Below are 20,775 nucleotides of genomic sequence, written 5' to 3' on the forward strand. Positions count from 1 at the left end.
AGAAAAGTGGTGAAAATTTGTATGGAAAATAAAAAAATACTAGAGTTACTTCAAGAAATGACCCTTCCAGAAAAGATTGGACAACTTTCTCAAATTACCGGGGAACATTATGTTGGTAAAGTGGACAATGAGATGGTGGAAACGGGTCCGGGATATTCTAAGCAGTTACTTGAAGGAGATACTTTATATACGATTGGCAGTATTATTGGGGTTTCGAGTGCGAAGATTACAAATCTCATTCAATCGGAATATTTGAAAAGATCAAGATTAAAAATCCCTTTGCTCTTTATGCACGATGCCATTCATGGGTATAAGACAATTTTCCCCATTCCATTAGGTCTTTCCTGCACATGGGATGAAAATATTTTACGAGATGCGGCCGCGTACACGGCTTCTGAATTACGTGCTACTGGTATCCATGTGAATTTTTCGCCGATGGTAGACCTTGTGAGGGATTCTAGATGGGGAAGAGTGATGGAGTCTTTTGGAGAGGATCACTTATTGTCCGGAAATCTTGGTGGTGCCATGATTAACGGGTATCAGAAAGATGAGGAAGGAAAGATCCCTCAAGACGGAGTAGCAGCCTGTTTAAAGCACTTTGCCGCGTATGGAGCTGGTATTGGCGGTAAGGATTATAATACGGTTGATATGTCTATGAGAGAATTTTTCGAGTATTACGGTAAGTCGTATGAGATCGCTCTAAAAGAAAAGCCGAAATTTGTGATGAGTTCCTTTAATACCTTTAATGGTATTCCTGTAACGGCAAGTAAAGAAATAATGAAAGATATTTTGAGAGAGAAGTATCAATTTGACGATATTGTTATTTCGGATTGGGGCGCAGTTGCAGAATTGCGGAACCATCGAGTAGCTAAAGATGGAAAAGAAGCAGCTGAATTAGCTTTAACAGCAGGAATAGATATCGAAATGGTTTCTACTCTCTATCTTGAAAATTATCAACAAATTTTAGCAGAAAACCCAGCGCTCATACATGAGATCGATGCAGCTGTTTTGAAAATCTTACAGCTTAAAAATGAAATGGGATTGTTTGAAAACCCTTACGTAGATGAAGAATTAGAAGAAAAAGTGATTTTGAACGCAAAATTCTTGGAATTTGCTAAGGAAGCATCTAAAAAAAGTTGTGTATTGTTAAAGAACGATAATATGTTGCCAATTCGTAAGGAATACAAAAAAATACTCATCGTCGGCCCATTCGCAAACACAAGAGAGTTGCTTGGAAATTGGCAATGTAAAGGGAATTTTGACGATGTAGTTTCTTTATCAGAAGGCATGAAGTTAGTAGATGATTCCTTAGAAATAGGTGCCTTTGAAACGCTTGCGGATTGCCCGAATGAAGTGCTGGAAAATTGTGATTACATTATTGCCGCAATCGGGGAGCATTGGGAATTAAGCGGTGAAGGGCATAGCAGTGTACAAATCGAGCTAGAGAAGCAACAACAGCAGCTTATAAAAGCTATTAAGAAAACGAATAAGCCATATGCTTGTGTTTGTTTCTCAGGGAGACCTCTAGCCCTGCAAGATATCATCCACGACATTCCAGCGCTGCTTTGGTGCTGGTACCCAGGTACACAGGCTGGTTGGGCCATTGCTGAACTTCTTATTGGAAAGGATACTCCTTCTGGAAAATTAACAATGTCTTTTCCGCGATATTCAGCTCAAGCTCCTATTTACTATAATGAATATAGTTCGGGGCGCCCGGCCAATGAATCCAGTTATAGCAGCAGATATCAAGATTGTGAGATTGGGCCGCTTTTCTCATTTGGACATGGGTTAACTTATACAAACTCAGAGTACACGAATTTAAAGATTTCTAGTAATAAGATTACCGAAAAACAAGACCTAAAAATCTCATTCCAAGTAAACAATCCAAGTGAGTATGACTATTCAGAGATTACGATCTTGTATATAGAAGACCTTGTATCGAAAGCGGTACGTCCGATACGTGAAATGAAAAAATATCAAGTGGTAACCGTTCCGGCAAATCAAACGGTGACAGTTGAGATGGTCATTACGTTAGAGGATTTAAAGTACTTAAATGGGAATTTACAACAAAGCGTTGAGCCTGGAGCATTTAACATTTATATTAACGATCTGGAACATTCTGCTTTAACTATCGAGTATTGAGTAAACTTGCTTAAACCCTACTGTTTTGTTAATAAGAATGTGATGTTGCGCAGGGCTATATTTAATAATATTAATTAATTATATTGAATATCTATAGCACTGCGTAACATATACCGAAAATAACAGCTGTAAAAATAGCGCATACGAAAATGGGGAGCTAAGGTTTTATAGCCTTACGAAAGGCGGTATAAAGGTGAAGCATAAATCTAAAGATAAATTCTTTTCTCAATGGCAGCTGCAAGCTATGGTTTGGCCAAGCATTATTTTAATGATTCTGTTTGCGTATATCCCGATGTTTGGGATTATCATCGTTTTCCAAAACTACTCTCCACTCGATGGCTTTACAGGATCAGAGTTCGTAGGGTTCCAAAATTTCCAAGCATTTTTAGGGGACAAGGATTTCTACAATGTACTTTTCAATACTCTAGGTATTAGTCTTGTGAAACTTCTCATTGGGTTTCCTGCAGAAATAATCCTTGCACTCCTAATTAATGAATTAAGAGTGGGGATGTTTAAAAAATTTGCACAGACGGTTTCGTATCTTCCGCACTTTTTATCTTGGGTAATACTAGGTGGAATGGTTATTTCGTGGTTGAGTGCAGCAGGTCTATTGAACAATATCCTAATGTCATTGCATCTTGTTTCGAAGCCAATAGAATTTTTGTCAAATCCAAATAACTATTGGGGAATTGCGACATTGTCTGACATATGGAAAGAAGTTGGATGGGGGACGATTCTATATCTGGCAGCAATGTCTGGAATTGACCCGACATTGTACGAGGCAGCTAAGGTTGATGGCGCCGGAAAAATTCGCAGAATATGGCACATTACATTGCCAGGTATTAGTCAAATCGTTGTACTTATGCTTGTACTTCGAGTAAGTGGTGTCCTTGGTTCTAACTTCGAACAAGGTTTGGTACTGCAAAATTCATTGAACATGCCACGAAGCGAAGTTTTAGATCTGTTTGTCTATCACTTAGGTCTAGGGAATGGTGATTTTTCTTACGCAGCAGCAATAGGGTTATTTACTTCAGTTGTGTCAGTCATACTTCTCCTCCTAGCCAATTTGGCGACACGGAAAATTAATAAGGCATCTATTTTCTAAATAAGGAGGGAGGTCTGAATATGAAACTATCAAAAGGAGAAAAGATTTTTAATATTTTTAATATCTCGTTTATGATTTTCTTTCTTGCATTGATTATTTTTCCATTAATAAACATATTAGCTCTGTCGTTTAATGATGGAATGGATGCTATGCGGGGAGGAGTTACGTTCTTCCCAAGAAAGTTTACGCTAGTGAACTATCAGACGATCCTGAAGGATTCTAAAATATATCATGCGCTTGGCATTTCAGTTTTAAAAACGGTAGTTGGTGTTTTTGGACACCTGGTGGTGACTGGGGCTGCCGCTTATGCAATGAGTAAAACTAATTTAAAGGGAAGAAATTTCTTCATCAAAATGGGTATCGTTACTATGTTCTTTGGTGGTGGTATGATTCCTACATTTTTAGTAATCAAGAGTCTAGGATTATTGAACAGCTTTTGGGTATATATCGTCCCTTCCCTATTCAGTTTCTATGACATGATTATATTTATGAATTTCTTTAAAGGGTTACCAGATTCTTTGGAGGAATCTGCAAAGATAGATGGTGCAGGATTTTTCCAAATCTTTTTCAAGATTATTGTACCGCTTTCACTTCCGGTTTTTTCTACAATTGCGCTTTTCCATGGTGTATACCAGTGGAACGACTTCTTTACAACAAAGTTGTATATTACTAATCCGGATTTGTACCCAATTTCGTTTTTCTTATACAAAGTCTTAACATCTTCGGTAGCAGCAACATCTGCTAAGGCTGGCGTTTACATTGCGAATGCTTTTACAACTCAATCCTTGCAACAAGCAACGATGGTTGTAACAACACTACCAATTATCATGGTTTATCCATTCTTACAACGATATTTCATAAGTGGAATGTTAGTTGGCGGAGTGAAAGAATAAACAAAAACAAAAGGGGAGACTTACACATGAAGAAAGCTCTGGTTACCTCATTAATAATGGTCTGCGGATTATCATTGGTTGGTTGTGAAGGAAGTAAGAATGCAAGCGGCGATTCTTATAACCTTCCAAAGGCAAAGATTTCAGTAAGCAAAGACACTCCAAGTTGGAAAAAAGACAAAGAAAAAGCGCACCTAACTTGGTATGTGAACTATGATTGGTTTGCACAAAAGTGGGGCAAGGATTACGCAACGAAGTTTATTACAGAGGACACAAACGTAAGTATTACCTACCAAGCTGGAACAAGTGAAAACCTTAATACGAAAATGGCATCGGGAGACCTTCCTGACATTATCACACTAGATGGAGCAGATCCGCTAGTACAAGATGCAGCTAAATGGGCACTTCCTTTAGATGTTTTATCAAAAGAATATGACCCATATTTCTATAATGGTGCTTCTAAAGATGAAGTAACAAAATACTACACAACAAAAGACGGACATCTATATGGTTATCCAAACTATGCAACAACAAAAGCAGATTATGAAAAAGGTGGACTTTATGGAAATGAGGCTTTCCTAGTTCGTAAAGACATTTACGAACAAATTGGTAAGCCAGACATGTCTACCCCTGAAGGATTCATTGCAGCCCTTAAGAAAGTGCAAGAATTAGGATTAAAAGATGACAGCGGGAAACCAATTGTTCCACTTGGAACTTGGCCGATGTTAACTCCAGAAGACAACAGAATTTTTAGCGACATGCTTGCTGATATGATTGGAGTTCCATTAACAAAAAATGACAAGCAATACGACCGCTATATGGATAAAGATTTTCAAAAATGGTTCAGCACACTTTCTCAAGCACGTCGCGATGGTTTAACCGACCGTGACATGTTAACAATGAATGATGATAACAACAATGCACAAGTTATCAACGGAAGTTATTTTGCATATTTCCAGCCAAACATCATTGGTGATACTGATCCAATGAGCCAAAGAAGTTTGAAGTCTCCAGATGCTCCATATATTGCTGTAAATGGCCCGGCCTCTACTATTGGAAGGAAGACAATCGTACAAGGTCCATCACTTCAAGGATGGACATTAACGTTCATTTCTAAGAAAGCTAAGAACCCTGAAAAGGCAATGGAATTGTTAACCTATTTAACTAGTCCTGAGGGCGATAATGTAATGAACTACGGTAGAGAAGGAAAGACTTATAAAATGGTAGATGGCAAGCCTGTGCTTAACCAAGATCTGCTTACTTTAAAACAAACTGATCCGTCTAAATATGAAACTGAAATCGGATTAGGCTCTCACCCTTGGGTTACTGATAGTGCGTTATTATCAAGACAAATGGGATCAAGTCAATTCCCGGCAGCATTGATGCAACAAAAGGAATGGACTCAGGATTATTTATTCTTCCCAGGTAAAATTACTAACCTAGATGCAATGTTATCTAAAGAATCTGTAAGAAATCTAAATAAAATCAATCAAAACTGGGCACAAACTGCTGCAAGTATTTTAAGTGCGAAATCTGACTCTGAGGTTGCAAAGTCTTTTAAAGATTTTAAGTCATATAGAGAGTCTACAGGTTGGAAGCAAATCACAGATGAAAGAAACAAGCAAATTGAGTACAACATTAAAAAAGGCCAATAGATTTTAAGCTGAAAGAGGGAATAGAAATGTTTAGTATTGAGGGAAAGTTTTATGGATTGTTGTCACTAATTGTACAGCTGATTGCCTTGAACGTACTCTTTAACCTCATTTCTATTCCCATTTTCACTATACCGGTGGCTTTGCTTTACTTATGCCATTGTGTCCTAAACCTTGTAGAGGATCGTAAGGTTTTCTATAACATGAAGCTCAATAAGAGGATCTGGAAGCAGTCTCTAATAGCATTTGTTGTCAGCTTATTCTCGCTTCTTTCTACTTATTTTCTTTTGAGAAGTGGAATTAATTTTATCACTCTATTTATCTCATCATTGATTGTATCGTTTAACATGATTAATTATTTGGTAATTTTGTCTTATGAAGTAAAGACATTGCATGTTTTCAGAGTAGCATTTTTTTATTCACTTGCGTATTTTTACAAAACAATTATTCCTGTCCTAGCGGGGTTACTTGTAGGTATTGTATTGTGGAGCACCTTCCCAATATTTATCGTACTAGGCCTATTTTCAACCTATATGTTTGTTTTTTTAAAGCTTAATACAGGTACACTTTCGAAGATTTTTACAAAGAATTAATTACTCTTAAGTAGTGAGTCATGGTAATTTATATGGCTCACTATTTTTGTAAATGGACAATATTCTTAATAAATAATGTATGAGGTTGCTATATTAATGGAATATCAAGTCGTAAACCAAAATGAATGGCTGTATAGTGATAGTTTTGTTTCAAAGCTCGGAGTTAAAGAAGTTCAACTCAATTCGGCAAAGGCAGCCTATGTTTCAACTCAAATCTTGCTGAATAATGTAGAAATTGGTGCCAAGTATAAATGGAGTTGTCCTCTGCCAACAGGTATTTCATTAGAAGTCTACAAACAGATTGATGTGCTATGTGAGAAAAACACAGGTCCAGTAAGTTTCTGTGTAAACGAAGAGGAAGGCGAGTCAGCGGAAGGCTACACGACCAGGAAGGCTCCATTCCGTGTGAATGATGCCCTTCAACCGATTATACCTGGTGAATTAGAAGTTAAAACACCAACAGAAGCACTTTATTTAGCGTTTTATGTAGATGAGTGTGTATGTGCTAAAGAACATGTTTTTAATCTTGAACTTATGGTTGGGGAGAAGTGTGTTTTAATCCCAATAAATTTAAAGGTATTTAATGTATCTATTCCAAAAGATAAGAGTTTGTATATTTCAAATTGGTACAGAGTTGATAATATTGCGACGCAGCATGATTTGGAAATGTGGTCTGAAGAACACTGGGCCATGATAGACAAATATGCTGAATTAATGGCGAGAACCCTACAAACTCACTTTTGGATTCCGAACGAAATCCGTGAAGTTACTAAACTTGATGATGGAACTTACGTGTTTAAGTTTGACCGTACAAAACGCCTGATAGAAATGTTTCTTTCAAAAGGTTTTACACATATTGAAGGTAATCTATTGTATGTCCGCAATAATTTTGGGGATTCAACTTTCGTTGTTGATATTCTGGAAAATCGCGTTCCTGCAAGATCCCCTGAAGGATACGACTTTGTGAGCCAATATTTAAAAGCATGGAAGACTTTCTTAGAGGAAAACCACTGGCTGGAAATTCTACACCAACATGTTGGTGACGAACCAATTGATAGTTGTAAAGATGAGTATCGTATTCTGTCGAGTATTGTGCGAAAACACTTACCAGGCGTTCCCTTGATGGAAGCTGTAGAAACGTACGATCTAGATGGAGCGGTGGATATTTGGATTCCAAAGAACAATTACTATAACGAAAATATGGATACGTTTGAACGTATAAGAAAAAATGGCGATGAGTTATGGTTTTATACATGCTGCTTCCCGGGTGGTCACTATTTGAATCGTCTTTGGGACATGCCGCTCATTCGAACGCGTTTATTGCATTGGGGGAACTATCGATATGATATGAAAGGCTACCTGCACTGGGGTTTTAACTGGTGTGAGGAAGCGGATCCTTTCAATCACGAGAATCTTTTCTTCCCGCCGGGTGACACGCATATCTCCTATCCAGGTGGAAACATGCCTTGGGGAAGTATGCGATTGGAAGCCATGAGAGCAGGCGTTCAGGATTACGAACTGCTTAACATGCTTGCTAAAAAAGACAAGGCGCTGGCTGATGAATTGTGTAAAAGTTGCCTAGAATCTTTTGACAAGCCAAATGAGGATACAACACATTTTGAAGAAGTTCGTGTAAAGATTTTGAGTGCACTTGAAGAAAAAATTTAATAAAGGTGGTTCTTTATGAAGTTTGAAACGAGATTAATTAGTCCACTTGAAAAAGTTTTTCCTGATGTAGATTTGAATGCAAGCTGTTATAACCGTACGACGGCGTTAATTAATGAGTATGTTTCGTTCCAACTAGCAGTAAAAACAATGGAGCTTACACATAATTTAACGATAGAAATAAATTCAGAAATCAAAGACCGGGTGGAAATTGGACATGTGGGGCTCGTACCTTCTAATATGCCTAACTATCGCGATCATGACAGCTATCTTTTGCGCACGACACCTGGGCTTTATCCGGATCCAATTTATCCAGGAAATAAAATCCATGCTGTTCATGAACAGTGGAATAGTTTCTGGGTTTATGTAAACACAAAGGGTTTAGAAAAAGGAATATATGAGATTGGACTAAATGTAGTTCACGAGAACAAAACGGTTTCACCCGAAGTGTTCACCCTCGACTTACTGAACGTAGAAATGGCTGATCATGGGCTAAAGCGTACTGAATGGTTTTATTTTGATTGCATCGCGGATCAACACAACGTAGAAATGCTTTCTGAGGAACATTTCAAACTTATTGAAAATTACATTGAAAATTATGTAGAGCATGAAATTAATATGATTCTAACACCGCTTTTCTCACCTGCACTTGAAATGTATGTTGGTGGAGATCGTCCCACAGTGCAGCTGGTTCGAATCAGGAAAGATTCAGGTGTGTACGCTTTTGATTTCAAATTACTCGATCGTTTTATGACGATGTGTTTAGAAAAAGGTATGAAATATTTTGAAATGACGCATTTGTTCTCTCAATGGGGAGCTGAATATGCACCGAAAATCTATGCGGATGTGGATGGAGTAGAAACGAAGATTTTTGGGTGGCATACCCGTGCGGACTCAGACGACTATAAAGAGTTTTTGAAGGCATTCCTAAAATCACTTCAAGGATTTTTACAAGAAAAAGATTGGGAAGAGCTATGCCATTTCCATATCTCTGATGAGCCGAATACGAGCAATATCGAGCACTATAGCGTTGCACGAAACATCATCAAGGAGATTGGGTTCAATGCGCCGGTATTCGATGCGTTATCGGATTATGATTTTTATGAAAGAGGTCTAGTGGATGTACCAGTAGCTTCAACGGAGCATATCTCAAAATTCATTGAAAACAATGTGGAAAATCTCTGGGCGTACTATTGTTGTTGTGAGTATAAAGATGGCTTATCGAATCGTTTCATGAATATGCCGGGTATACGCACTCGAGTCATTGGCCTTCAATTATATAAAGCAGGTGTGAAAGGATTCTTACATTGGGGTTATAACCATTGGTACGGTCACAAGTGCTTAAATATGGATATAAATCCATATTTAAATACAGACGCTGACCGTGGATTCCCATCTGGGGACGCATTCTTAGTCTATCCAGGGAAGAATGGGCCTGTAAGTTCCATACGGTTAAAGCTGATGCAGCAGGCGTTTCAAGACATCGCTGCCTGTGTGGCGCTTGAAAAATTGGCAGGGCGTAAAGCCGTGGAAGCTATTATTGAGGAGGCCATGCCTCTAGACTTTACTCATTATCCAAAGGACGATCAATGGCTGCTTTCCGTCAGAGAAACAATTAATCATGCGATTCGTAACGCAGCGGTGAAGGAGGGTGTGTTATGGGAAGCGAGAACGCTATCAAATTAACAGCAGATAATGGATGGAAATTGGTTTGGAGCGAAGAATTTACCGGACCTGATATCGATTTGTCGAAATGGGACTATGATATCGATGGGCATGGTTGGGGAAATAACGAATTGCAGTACTATACGAAAGAAAAAAGAAATGCTTATATCGAAGACGGCAAGTTGATCATTAAAGCATTGAAAGAAGAATATAAGGGCAGTCCATACACTTCAGCAAAACTGGTCACTCGCGGTAAAGAGCACTGGACTTATGGCCGTTTTGAAATCCGTGCCAAACTGCCATATGGTCAAGGCATCTGGCCAGCTTTCTGGATGATGCCGGCAGATCTTGATATTCATGGAGAATGGCCGAGCTGCGGCGAGATAGACATCATGGAGCTTTGCGGCCACGAACCAAACAAAGTACATGGGACACTGCATATGGGAAATCCCCATTATTATAAAGGTGGAGACTTTATACTGAAAAATGGAATGTTTGCTGATGATTTTCACACGTTTACCCTGGATTGGACACCGACGGAAATGCGCTGGTATATCGATGGTAAATTGTATTACAAGAGCAGTGAATGGTATACCCGTAAAGATGCAGCTTCAGAGAATCAACCTTACCCTGCCCCATTCAACAAACCCTTTTATTTAATGCTTAATTTAGCAGTCGGTGGGAACTGGCCGGGGTATCCGAATGAAGAAACCGTATTTCCTCAGACGTTGGAAGTGGATTATATAAGGATTTATCAGCCTGAAGACGGGAATTACTGCGGACATGAATGAATATTCCATAGATTCAATGAATCTATCTTTCTATTTAGCGACTTTATGAATAAATCATTGGAGGGAAAACAATGAAAATTCAACTAACGGAGAAAGAAAAAGCAACAAAACAACTAAATCCAGAAACACTTGAAATTGCAGTAGAGCAAGTTAAAGCAAACGGCTATATCGTTTTTGATAAAGTGATTTCGGAAGAGAAGATCAACCATATCCGCAGCCATTTTGACCCGTTGTTCGATGAATATATAGAACGAAAAGGGTACAATACTGGAACAAATCGTGCACAAATGTTTTTGCCTTTCATAGAGCCTTTCATAGATGAAGACATTATCTGTAATCCAATTGCCACATCCGTGATCGATCAGCTTCTAGGGAAGAATAACCATTGTAATTACTTTGCGTCTGATACGCCGATGCCAGGATCAGATTATCAAAATGCTCACTGTGATATTATGCCGCTATTTCCTGAGTTGGCCATTCCTCTGCCGGTTTTCAGTCTCGTTTTAAATATCCCATTAGTGGATGTTACCGAAGAGAATGGACCGCTCGAAGTCTGGCCCGGCGGGACGCACCAAAATCCGGATCGTTCCAATCATGACACATTGAATAACAGTGTGAATCCGCATTTGCACATCGTACGCGCGGCGGAGCATATGTATTCAGAGAAAGTGTTTATGTCGGCAGGTTCAATTCTAATTCGTGATATTCGAATGTGGCACCGTGGAACACCGAATCGTTCAAATGATCGAAGGACCAATCTTGCCATGACCTTCAACAGAAGCTGGTATGCTGCAGGTTCCTCCATCCCAATTCCGCAAGAAACTTATGACAAGCTGCCTAAGAAAGCACAGGAACTTTTTAGAATGGAGAGAATTGGAAGCCCTATTAAAAAGCCTTGGGAATGTACAATTTGAGGCCATTTGTAGATTAATAATATTTGAAATATAGAGATGTCAAAATTCAATTATTCATAGGATAAGGAGAGATACGCACATGATTCGTGTAGCTATTTTAAGCTACTGGCACGTACATGCTAAAGATTATGCCAATGACGCTCTAAATCACCCCGAAACGGAAATTGCCGCTATCTGGGATGAGCTGCCAGCACGCGGCAGAGAGGCGGCAAATCAGTTGGGTGTGCCATTCATAGAAGATTTGGATGATTTGATGCAGGATCCCGGCATTGATTGCGTTATTGTGACGGCGCCAACAAATAGACATCAAGAAGTCATTGTCAAATCGGCGAGGGCGGGGAAGCACATCTTTACCGAGAAAGTAATCGCACCTACATTGAAAGAAGCAAATCAGATTCTGGCAGCCGTTCAGGAAACAGGAGTTAAATTAACTGTCTCCCTGCCAAGACTGAATGACAGTTATACGTTTGCAGTTCAAAATGTCATTCGCGAAGGCGTACTTGGAGAACTAACACTTGTACGGGTTCGTGTTGCCCATAATGGTGCGATTGCTGGCTGGCTTCCTGAGCACTTCTATAATTTAGAACAATGCGGCGGAGGGGCGCTTATTGATCTTGGCTGTCATCCAGTTTATCTGAATAGATTGTTCATGGGCATGCCGGAAAGTGTAAACGCCAGCTACGGCTATATGACAGAAAAAGAAGTGGAGGACAATGCTGTTTCTGTTTTCAGCTATTCAAATGGGTCGATAGCGATTGCAGAGACTAGCTTTGTCAATAGCCACTCTCCTTTTACAGTTGAAATCCATGGAACTGAGGGCTCCTTGTTGTATGGTACCCCTGAACCAAAAATGCTTATCCGCAGTACCAAATCTAAATCGTCAGCTTGGGAAGAGATCACTTTGCCGCAGCCAAGGGAATCCGCATTCTGTCAATGGATCGGTCACATTATGAATGGGACAGAAGCGGAGGAGAATATTGCGCTAGCGATTGATTTGACGAAACTGATGGAAGCTTCCAATTTATCTGTTAAAGAACAACGATCCATTTTTATTAGAGAACTGATATGAAAATAAATAGGAAAATAATAAGGTGTTTGCAAGAAGGAATAGGAAATTCCTAAGCATTTTTACACTAAAGGAGTATATAAGCATGAATATCAAGCTGATAACCACCACCTATCAAGAAGATATCCAGAATACTTATGAGAGTAATAGAGAATTTTCAAGTGATGGTGGAGTCGAAATGAAAGTTGTTAACATATATCCTGACATGGAATACCAAACGTTTGATGGGTTTGGCGGAGCCATTACGGAGGCGGCAGGTTATACCTTCTCCTTAATGAGTAAAGATAATCAAAATAGAATACTAGAAGCCTATTTTGGAAGAAATGGAAACCGTTATAATCTTGTCCGTACTCACATAGATAGCTGTGATTTTTCTGTCAGCCAATATGCTGCCATGAATGATCCAGATGATACTGATTTCAACTCCTTTAGCATGGAAAGAGATGAAAAGTTTATCATTCCTCTATTAAAGGAAGCTGAGCGAACTGCGGGCAAAGCACTGAGTGTCATGTTGTCACCTTGGTCACCACCTGCTTTTATGAAAACCAATGGACAAAGAACTTATGGTGAATCTTTGAAACCGGAATATCGGCAATTCTGGGCTGAGTATATTTGTCACTACATTAAGCAATATCGGAACAAAGGATTTTCAATTGATATGTTTACCATTCAAAATGAACCCAATGCCACACAGACATGGGATTCCTGCTTGTACACGGGTGAACAGGAAAAAGAATTTTTACGTGATTATTTATATCCTGCCCTTGTCAAAAATGGATTAGAAGATGTTGAGGTCTGTGTTTGGGACCACAATAAAGAAAGAATGTTTGAACGAGCCTGTGAAATTATTGATGAAGAAACCAATAAAATGGTACAGGGCATTGCCTTCCATTGGTATACCGGTGAACATTTTGATGCCATAAAGCTGGTACGTGAAAAATTCCCGGAAAAGAAACTGATCTTTACTGAAGGCTGTGTGGAATACAGCCGTTTTAGTGAGGCAGGACAGTTAGAAAATGCGCAAATGTATGCATATGACATTATCGGAAATATCAATGCCGGTATGAACGCTTTTATTGATTGGAACATCATTCTCAATAAAGAAGGTGGTCCGAATTATGTAGGCAATTTTTGTGATGCTCCGATCATGTGTGACACAGAAAGTGATATTGTACAAGAAAAGCTTTCATACACTTATATTGGTCATTTTAGCCGATATATTGAGCCGGGAGCCAAGCGAATTGCTGCAACAAAATATACGGATAAGTTGGATGTTGTTAGTTTGAAAAACCCGAATGGTTCAATTGTTATCGTTCTGTTGAATCGTTCCCATGAAGAGGTACCGGTTGCACTGCGATTATGTGGGCAAGTGACGGAGTTTTCCGTACCTGCAAGTTCCATCGTTACTGGTGTTATTTAAAAGGAAGAGGTGGAGCAAGGTTTGATACATGAAATAATCGATATTCGTACAGAGCATTCTGAGGCCAAATTATATACCTACATTATGAGTAACTCTCCAGAAATTGATAGTAGTCGAAAACGTCCAACGATCATTATTTGTCCTGGAGGGGGCTACGAATTTACTTCTGATCGGGAAGCAGAACCCATTGCGATTAGAATGAACGCAATGGGATTTAATGCATGTGTTTTAAGATATAGTGTTCGTCCGGCTGTTTTTCCGACAGCACTGCTAGAACTGTCAATGGCAGTAGCTCTAATCAGAAAAAATGCTGAACAATGGAATGTCGATGTAAATAAGGTCATCGTTGCCGGTTTTTCTGCGGGTGGTCACTTAGCGGCAAGCTTAGGTGTTTTTTGGAATAAAAGTTTCTTGTCAGAAAGTTTAGGGATTTCAAATGAAGTGATAAAGCCCAATGGAATTCTGTTGAGTTACCCCGTTATTACTTCTGGAACGTATGCTCACAAAGGTTCGTTTATTGCGTTATTGGGGGAGAACTATGATACGTTTTTACATGAAGTCTCTCTAGAAAAACAGGTTTCTGCGGATACACCACCAACATTCCTATGGCACACCTATACAGACGATGCTGTTCCCGTTGAAAATAGTTTTCTATTTGCAGGTGCACTTCTGAATAATAAAGTACCTTTGGAAATGCACATTTATCCGAAGGGGGCACATGGTTTATCCCTTGGAACAGAAGAGACTAAAGGTAAAGATAATGAATGGACCCTCCAGCCTGAAGTGGCTAATTGGATTGAGATGGCAGGACTCTGGGTAAAAGGGCTTTAATCATCTCGGTGACCGATTTACTGGAATAAAATAATCATAAGGCAAGGAATCCTGACGTAAAATTGAAGACTCAGTGCAGTGCTTTCTAGCTTTTTATCTTTTTTGCGTAGGCTGTGTTAAAGGGCATTGTTGATTTTTTAACACTGTTGATTGGAGCGGAGGGCGCGAAGACTCCTGCGGGAGTACGGGGCAGGGGAGACCCCGCAGGCGCCAAAGCGCCGAGGAGGCTCCCCAGCACGCCCGCGAACCGCTCGCGCCTGGAGCGCAAATCAACAACCAAGTTTAACAGAGCGTAAGTAAGGAGGTTTTTACAGTTGGGGATTAAAGGTATTTTATTTGATAAAGATGGTACGTTATTAAAATTTAATGAAATGTGGCTTCAGATTGCAAATGAGGTCATCGAAGAGTTACTAGAGAGCATCGGCGATAAGGATAACAAAGCTTTAAAAGAAAAGTTATGTGATTCCATAGGATTAAGGAATGGCAAAATTGATGAAAAAGGATATTTTGCCAGTGGAACGTCCTTAGACATTGCCACAGCATTTAATAGAGTCTTGCCAAATGAAATGCCTCATTTGCATCATTGGCTCTCGGATCAATTGTTACATAAGACAAGGGAGCATATAGACAACATTAAACCGGTGTGCAACCTGGGTTTACTATTCTCTACCTTAAATGATAAGGGTATTATTATTGGAATCGCAACGGCAGATGACTATGAACCTACAAAACTATGTTTACAAAAATTAAGTATTGAGGATGCCGTCCAGTTTATAGGAACCGCAGATTTATATAAAAAAAAGCCTGATCCTGAAGTAGTCGAAAAGTTCTGTAACAAGTTTCGTTTAAAAAGAGAAGAAGTGATTATTGTTGGGGATACCGTTATTGATATGCAGCTTGCCAAAAACAGTAATGCAAAGTATGGAATAGGCGTTATGTCAGGTGTTGGTTCTTATAAAGAACTAAGTCAGTTAGCCCACTTTGTCATTCCTAGTGTCGAATATCTCATTGAATCAAACGACAAGTTTATTTGGGAAGAGAAAAGAAAATGAATGAAAGAAGGAATGGAATGAGTAGGGATATATCTCGAAATGAACCGAATTTAATTTTTCCAGTAATAAGCGATGTACATATTAATGAAGAACATAATGATACACTAGAAAAATTTATCACTACTTTAGAGCAATTGAATCAATTAGCTCCAAAACAGGATGCATTTGTTGTTGTTGGAGATTTGACAGAATCAGGAGCAAATCAAGAGTTTGATAACTTTATGTCTGCTTACAATTCTAGAAAACTACTAAATGCTGTTCCATTGATCGCAATCGGGAATCATGACTATTGGAATGGATTATCCACAGAGGAAGCCCAAAAACGTTATTTCGAGAAAACAGGTATTCAATCGATTTATTATCACAAAGTCATTAAAGGCTATCATTTTATTATTCTAGGAACAGAAGACGGTATAACAGAAGGAACGTATTCTGCAAAACAAATTGACTGGCTGGGGGAAAAGTTAAGGGAAGCAAATGCAGACGATCCGAACAAACCGATTTTCGTCTTCCACCATCACCCAATGACCAACACAGTTTACGGAAGTGAATGGGGCTTTTTTGAGAATAGAGATCTTTTCTACAATACATTGAAGGAATATCCTCAAGTCATCGCGTTTTCCGGCCATACGCATTATCCTTTAGATGATCCTAGAATCATCCATCAAAGAGATTTCACCTCAATAGGAACTTCTACAGGTGCTTATTTATTTCTTGAAAGCGGAAGAGTTCAAGGAGAAATACCTGAGGGTGCTAATAACCTGAATCAAGCTATAGTTGTTGAGGTTTATGACAGCAAAGTATTGCTTCATCGCCGTGATATCCATAAGAATGATTGGATAGGGCAGCCATTTGAAATCAGCTGTCCTGTCAATAAACAGAATTTCAAATATACAGAGTTACGCCACAAAGAGGCACCATTCTTTAATGAAAGTTCCATGCTATCCATTGTTCAGGAAAATACAACGGATACCGGCTTGACAATCATATTTACTCAAGCCCTAGATACCCTTCTTGTCCATGACTATAAAATAGTAATGAAAAAAGCGGAGACAGGGAAGGTAGCAAATCAATTTCTCGCCTTCTCAGAATTCTACAAAGATCCTATTCCAAATCCATTAACATTGCCACTCGAGGGATTGGAGCCTAACACACTGTATGAAATTGAAGTATATGCACTAGATTCGTACGGCAATGAAAGCCCCAACTCTCTTAAAGTATTAGGAAAAACGTTAAATGGTCTATGATTTTTTTGGAGGGAAAATAGATGTGTAAGAAAATTGATAAGATTCCATCTTTGAATGAAAGTTATGAATTGAATTCAGATCAAATCGAAGAATATCAAAAAAACGGTCACATTTGTTTAAGAAGTCTAGCTTCTTCCGAAGAGGTTTCCTTTTATGGAAAAGCCATCAGGGATATTGTCAAAGAACTTAACTATAATAAGAAGCCCATTCACGAACGGAGCACTTATGGTAAAGCGTTCATTCAGATAGGGAATGTTTGGGAAAGAAGTGAAATTGTTCAACATTTCGTAATGGCCCGCCGATTCGCAAAAGTAGCGGCTGAGTTGATGGGTGTTGATGGTGTGCGGATCTATCATGATCAAGCATTGTTCAAGGAACCGGGCGGCGGACACACCCCCTGGCATCAAGACCAAATTTATTGGCCGTTTGATACAGACAAAACGATCACAATGTGGATGCCAATCGTTCCTATTACAGTAGAAATGGGATCCATGAATTTCGCTTCTGGCTCTCAAAAATCGGGATATGTCAGTAAACTGGAGATTTCAGATGAGTCTCACCGGACATTAGAGCAATATATTGAAGGAAAAGGTTTCGAAAAAATGACCTATGGTGCAATGGACGCTGGCGACGCAACATTTCATTCCGGTTGGACGATGCACAATGCTCCAGGAAATCCAACTGACCGTATGCGAGAGGTCATGACGATTATTTATTATGCAGATGGTTCTATTGCTGCTGAACCAGACAGCAATGCCCGAAAAAATGACTTAGCTCAGTGCTTACCAGGAGTGAAACCAGGTGAGGTAGCTGTAAGTCATTTGAATCCATTAGTATATAGCAGTAAATAACGGAGGGGAAATGGGAATGGGCTATATAGATGATGTGACCAAGGACTTCTATAACTACCTTCCTGCATTGACGCGGAGGGATGATTTCAATGAATTTTGGAAGAAAACAATTCAGCAGGCTAAGGCTATTCCTCTAAATGCTGAAAAGGTTTTGCTAGATTATCCTAGTACTCATGTCAAAGTTTACGATATTTCCTATAACGGCATGGATGAGACGAGAATCAGCGGATGGTTTATTGTACCTGCATTTATGAAGAAGGATAAATACCCATGCTTAATTCATTATCACGGCTTTTCTGGAAGTCGAGGAGAGCCTTCCGATTTTATGCATTGGATTACGATGGGCATAGCCGTACTATCGGTGGATTGTCGAGATCAAGGTGGAAAGACCGGAAACAGTGCAGCATACACAAATGGATTTGTAATCAATAACGCCAGCAGGGGAGTCCATGATAAAGATGAATATTATTTCCGGGCGGTTTACATGGATTGTGTCAAAGCCATTGATTTTGCTATTGGTCAAGAGGAAGTGGATGCTTCCAAAATCGTCCTTGAAGGGACAAGCCAAGGAGGAGGGCTGGGAATGGCTGTCTCCGCATTGGATGATAGACCAGTGCTCGCCATGGTTGATGTACCGAGCAATAGCAATCTTGTTAGTCGTATTGAGGGATATCATGGGGCCTTCTCAAGTGTGGCTGAATATCTTAAGATACATCCGGGTGAAACGGATTTGGTCATGGAAACTTTAAGCTATTTTGACACCATGAATATGGCTGACAGAATTAAATGCAGAGTCCTTGCCTCGGTAGCCCTGAAAGATGAAATTTGCCCAGCGCAGATGTATTTTGCCACATATAATCGTATTTGCAGTGAGAAACAAATGGTCATTTATCCCTTCAATGGTCATGAAGGCGGGGGAGCCGTGCAAACAGAAGTGAAGTTGGCGTTTTTAAAGAATCACTATTCTGATTGGTTTTAACTAAAACATTTAAATGGAAATGAGGGTATAAGATGATGTCTATTCCTGTAGCAGTACAAATGTTCACATTGCGAAATGAGTGTGAAAAAGACTTTCCCGGCACATTAAAAAAAGTGGCGGAGCTTGGTTTTGATGGAGTTGAATTGGCTGGATATGGCGGATTGGCTCCGAGAGAAGTAAGAGCATTATTGGACCAATTAGGTCTTCAGGCCGTCTCCAGTCATGTGTCTCTCGAAGAATTGGAAAGCAATTTGGCACAAGTCATTGAAGATCAAAAAATATTAGGCTGTAAGTATATCGTCTGCCCATATTTAATGCCGGACCGTCGAAGTGAAGAAGACTATCAAGCTCTAATTTCGGTATTAAATCAAGTTGGTGAAGCCTGCAGCCAAGAGGGTTTAACTCTTCTTTACCATAACCATGATTTTGAACTAGAACGTCAGTCGGATGGGAGAATGGCACTTGAAGCCATTTTTGACGATACAAACACAGACAATGTGCAGACAGAGCTCGATGTGTACTGGCTGACAAAAGCTGGTGAAAGTCCTGTTGAGTGGCTGAGCCGTTATAAAAACAGATCGCCCCTTGTACACTTGAAAGATATGACAACAGATGGAGAACAATTTTTTGCAGAGCTTGGAACAGGCGGTGTAGATATTGAAGCCGTTCTAAATGCAGGAGATGAAAACGGTGTTAAATGGTGGGTTGTTGAGCAGGATATGAGCCGCCGTACACCTTTTGTAAGTATTGAAATGAGTTTGAACTACTTAAGAACAAAGCTGCCGCATCTCGTAAAAAAATAAAAGGGGGATTGGAAGATGACATTAAATGTGGGCCTTATTGGCTGCGGAAACATAAGCGGTATCTACTTAGAAAACGGCCGTCGCTTTCTGGAATTCAATATCATTGCTTGCGCAGATTTGGATATGAAGAAAGCAGAAGAAACCGCTGAAAAATACGATATTGAACAAGTGTTAACTGTGGAAGAAATGATGACTTCGACGAACATCGATATCATATTAAATTTAACGGTGCCTCACGCTCATGCAGCTATAGCATTGCAGGCTATCAAACATAAGAAACATGTGTATTCAGAAAAGCCCCTTGCCATTTCATTTGAAGATGGAAAACGGATTGTAGAGGCAGCACGCAAAAACAAAGTTACAGTGGGTTCAGCGCCTGACACGTTTTTAGGTGAAAGCATTCAGCTTGCAGGACAGCTAATTGAAGACGGTGTCATCGGTAAACCCATTGGTGCGTCAGCGTTTATGATGTCACACGGCCCTGAGTCATGGCATCCAAATCCTGAATTTTTTTATCAAGAGGGCGGCGGTCCAATGTACGATATGGGTCCCTATTATCTTACCGCACTCATAAGCTTATTGGGTCCAGTTAAACGGATTGCCGGTTCAGCCAGAATTACCTTCCCTGAGCGCATGATCACGAACAAGGAAAAATATGGAGAAAAAATTACTGTTCAAATTCCAACACATGTGTCAGGTATTCTTGATTTTGTAAACGGTGCCAGCGCGACCATTACGACTAGTTTTGATGTATCGGCAGCACGAACACCATTCATTGAAATATATGGAGAAAACGGAACCATCAGTTTGCCGGATCCGAATCAATTTAATCTTCCACTTTTAGTCAAAAGACACAATGAAGAAGAGTGGAAAGAAATGAAACCTGCAGGAGACGCTTTCGATAATTTACGGGGAATTGGGCTTGCAGATATTGCAAAAGCCATCGAAATAGGCAGACTGCCACGCGCAAATGGGGATCTAGCCTTGCATGTACTCGAAATTATGCACGGCATTCACCGTTCTTCTGAACAGGGAAGCCATTACATAATGGAAAGCACCTGCAATCGGCCGCCTTTATTAAATAAAGAACATATTTCACAATAACAAGG

18 protein-coding genes are annotated in these 20,775 nt (G+C 39.6%); all 18 read left to right on the plus strand.

What is annotated here, in order from left to right; genetic code table 11:
• Positions 1-21: 21 nt before the first annotated feature.
• Positions 22-2,142, plus strand: coding sequence for a glycoside hydrolase family 3 N-terminal domain-containing protein (locus AC59HZ_RS12060; RefSeq protein WP_496546068.1), 2,121 nt, complete (start codon positions 22-24; stop codon positions 2,140-2,142).
• Positions 2,143-2,335: 193 nt separating this feature from the next.
• Entirely contained in the window at positions 2,336-3,247 is a 912-nt protein-coding gene (locus tag AC59HZ_RS12065; RefSeq protein ID WP_496546069.1) for an ABC transporter permease, read from the plus strand.
• A gap of 20 nt (positions 3,248-3,267) precedes the next feature.
• Complete coding sequence (locus tag AC59HZ_RS12070; protein WP_496546070.1) at positions 3,268-4,140, plus strand: carbohydrate ABC transporter permease; 873 nt, start codon at positions 3,268-3,270, stop codon at positions 4,138-4,140.
• Positions 4,141-4,166: 26 nt separating this feature from the next.
• Positions 4,167-5,792 (plus strand): extracellular solute-binding protein, encoded by a 1,626-nt coding sequence (locus AC59HZ_RS12075; RefSeq protein ID WP_496546071.1) that lies wholly within the window; start codon positions 4,167-4,169, stop codon positions 5,790-5,792.
• Between the two features lie 26 nt (positions 5,793-5,818).
• Positions 5,819-6,382, plus strand: a complete 564-nt coding sequence (locus AC59HZ_RS12080) for a YesL family protein (protein WP_496546072.1) — start codon at positions 5,819-5,821, stop codon at positions 6,380-6,382.
• Positions 6,383-6,478: 96 nt separating this feature from the next.
• Positions 6,479-8,050: a DUF4091 domain-containing protein gene (locus AC59HZ_RS12085; protein WP_496546073.1), complete on the plus strand. Its 1,572-nt coding sequence runs from the start codon at positions 6,479-6,481 to the stop codon at positions 8,048-8,050.
• 15 nt (positions 8,051-8,065) lie between these two features.
• The gene (locus AC59HZ_RS12090) at positions 8,066-9,733 is read left to right on the plus strand and encodes a DUF4091 domain-containing protein (protein WP_496546074.1); all 1,668 of its coding nucleotides are present in this window, start codon (positions 8,066-8,068) and stop codon (positions 9,731-9,733) included.
• Positions 9,706-10,503, plus strand: coding sequence for a glycoside hydrolase family 16 protein (locus tag AC59HZ_RS12095; protein ID WP_496546075.1), 798 nt, complete (start codon positions 9,706-9,708; stop codon positions 10,501-10,503). Before AC59HZ_RS12090 ends, AC59HZ_RS12095 begins: the two co-directional genes overlap by 28 nt.
• 71 nt (positions 10,504-10,574) lie before the next feature.
• Positions 10,575-11,417, plus strand: a complete 843-nt coding sequence (locus AC59HZ_RS12100; RefSeq protein ID WP_496546076.1) for a phytanoyl-CoA dioxygenase family protein — start codon at positions 10,575-10,577, stop codon at positions 11,415-11,417.
• Between the two features lie 79 nt (positions 11,418-11,496).
• Entirely contained in the window at positions 11,497-12,486 is a 990-nt protein-coding gene (locus AC59HZ_RS12105) for a Gfo/Idh/MocA family protein (protein WP_496546077.1), read from the plus strand.
• Between the two features lie 82 nt (positions 12,487-12,568).
• On the plus strand, positions 12,569-13,903 hold the full coding sequence (locus AC59HZ_RS12110) for a glycoside hydrolase family 30 protein (RefSeq protein WP_496546078.1): 1,335 nt from the start codon (positions 12,569-12,571) through the stop codon (positions 13,901-13,903).
• A gap of 21 nt (positions 13,904-13,924) precedes the next feature.
• Entirely contained in the window at positions 13,925-14,734 is an 810-nt protein-coding gene (locus AC59HZ_RS12115) for an alpha/beta hydrolase (RefSeq protein WP_496546079.1), read from the plus strand.
• A 314-nt stretch (positions 14,735-15,048) separates the two neighbouring features.
• Positions 15,049-15,786, plus strand: a complete 738-nt coding sequence (locus AC59HZ_RS12120; protein ID WP_496546080.1) for an HAD family hydrolase — start codon at positions 15,049-15,051, stop codon at positions 15,784-15,786.
• Positions 15,787-15,803: 17 nt separating this feature from the next.
• Positions 15,804-17,033 (plus strand): metallophosphoesterase, encoded by a 1,230-nt coding sequence (locus tag AC59HZ_RS12125; protein ID WP_496546081.1) that lies wholly within the window; start codon positions 15,804-15,806, stop codon positions 17,031-17,033.
• A gap of 20 nt (positions 17,034-17,053) precedes the next feature.
• The gene (locus AC59HZ_RS12130; protein ID WP_496546082.1) at positions 17,054-17,884 is read left to right on the plus strand and encodes a phytanoyl-CoA dioxygenase family protein; all 831 of its coding nucleotides are present in this window, start codon (positions 17,054-17,056) and stop codon (positions 17,882-17,884) included.
• A 16-nt stretch (positions 17,885-17,900) separates the two neighbouring features.
• On the plus strand, positions 17,901-18,863 hold the full coding sequence (locus AC59HZ_RS12135; protein WP_496546083.1) for an acetylxylan esterase: 963 nt from the start codon (positions 17,901-17,903) through the stop codon (positions 18,861-18,863).
• Positions 18,864-18,895: 32 nt separating this feature from the next.
• Positions 18,896-19,666 carry a sugar phosphate isomerase/epimerase family protein gene (locus AC59HZ_RS12140; protein ID WP_496546084.1) on the plus strand — a complete coding sequence of 257 codons (771 nt, stop codon included), beginning with the start codon at positions 18,896-18,898 and terminating at the stop codon, positions 19,664-19,666.
• 15 nt (positions 19,667-19,681) lie between these two features.
• Entirely contained in the window at positions 19,682-20,770 is a 1,089-nt protein-coding gene (locus AC59HZ_RS12145; protein WP_496546085.1) for a Gfo/Idh/MocA family protein, read from the plus strand.
• Positions 20,771-20,775: the final 5 nt, after the last annotated feature.

It is taken from the genome of Neobacillus sp. DZ-9 (assembly GCF_059587065.1).

Bases quoted from the DNA above. Each gene is read 5' to 3' on its own strand.
- AC59HZ_RS12060 (WP_496546068.1), top strand. From the start codon at position 22: ATGGAAAATAAAAAAATACTAGAGTTACTTCAAGAAATGACCCTTCCA.
- AC59HZ_RS12070 (WP_496546070.1), top strand. From the start codon at position 3,268: ATGAAACTATCAAAAGGAGAAAAGATTTTTAATATTTTTAATATCTCG.
- AC59HZ_RS12075 (WP_496546071.1), top strand. From the start codon at position 4,167: ATGAAGAAAGCTCTGGTTACCTCATTAATAATGGTCTGCGGATTATCA.
- AC59HZ_RS12080 (WP_496546072.1), top strand. From the start codon at position 5,819: ATGTTTAGTATTGAGGGAAAGTTTTATGGATTGTTGTCACTAATTGTA.
- AC59HZ_RS12085 (WP_496546073.1), top strand. From the start codon at position 6,479: ATGGAATATCAAGTCGTAAACCAAAATGAATGGCTGTATAGTGATAGT.
- AC59HZ_RS12090 (WP_496546074.1), top strand. From the start codon at position 8,066: ATGAAGTTTGAAACGAGATTAATTAGTCCACTTGAAAAAGTTTTTCCT.
- AC59HZ_RS12095 (WP_496546075.1), top strand. From the start codon at position 9,706: ATGGGAAGCGAGAACGCTATCAAATTAACAGCAGATAATGGATGGAAA.
- AC59HZ_RS12100 (WP_496546076.1), top strand. From the start codon at position 10,575: ATGAAAATTCAACTAACGGAGAAAGAAAAAGCAACAAAACAACTAAAT.
- AC59HZ_RS12105 (WP_496546077.1), top strand. From the start codon at position 11,497: ATGATTCGTGTAGCTATTTTAAGCTACTGGCACGTACATGCTAAAGAT.
- AC59HZ_RS12110 (WP_496546078.1), top strand. From the start codon at position 12,569: ATGAATATCAAGCTGATAACCACCACCTATCAAGAAGATATCCAGAAT.
- AC59HZ_RS12125 (WP_496546081.1), top strand. From the start codon at position 15,804: ATGAGTAGGGATATATCTCGAAATGAACCGAATTTAATTTTTCCAGTA.
- AC59HZ_RS12130 (WP_496546082.1), top strand. From the start codon at position 17,054: ATGTGTAAGAAAATTGATAAGATTCCATCTTTGAATGAAAGTTATGAA.
- AC59HZ_RS12135 (WP_496546083.1), top strand. From the start codon at position 17,901: ATGGGCTATATAGATGATGTGACCAAGGACTTCTATAACTACCTTCCT.
- AC59HZ_RS12140 (WP_496546084.1), top strand. From the start codon at position 18,896: ATGATGTCTATTCCTGTAGCAGTACAAATGTTCACATTGCGAAATGAG.
- AC59HZ_RS12145 (WP_496546085.1), top strand. From the start codon at position 19,682: ATGACATTAAATGTGGGCCTTATTGGCTGCGGAAACATAAGCGGTATC.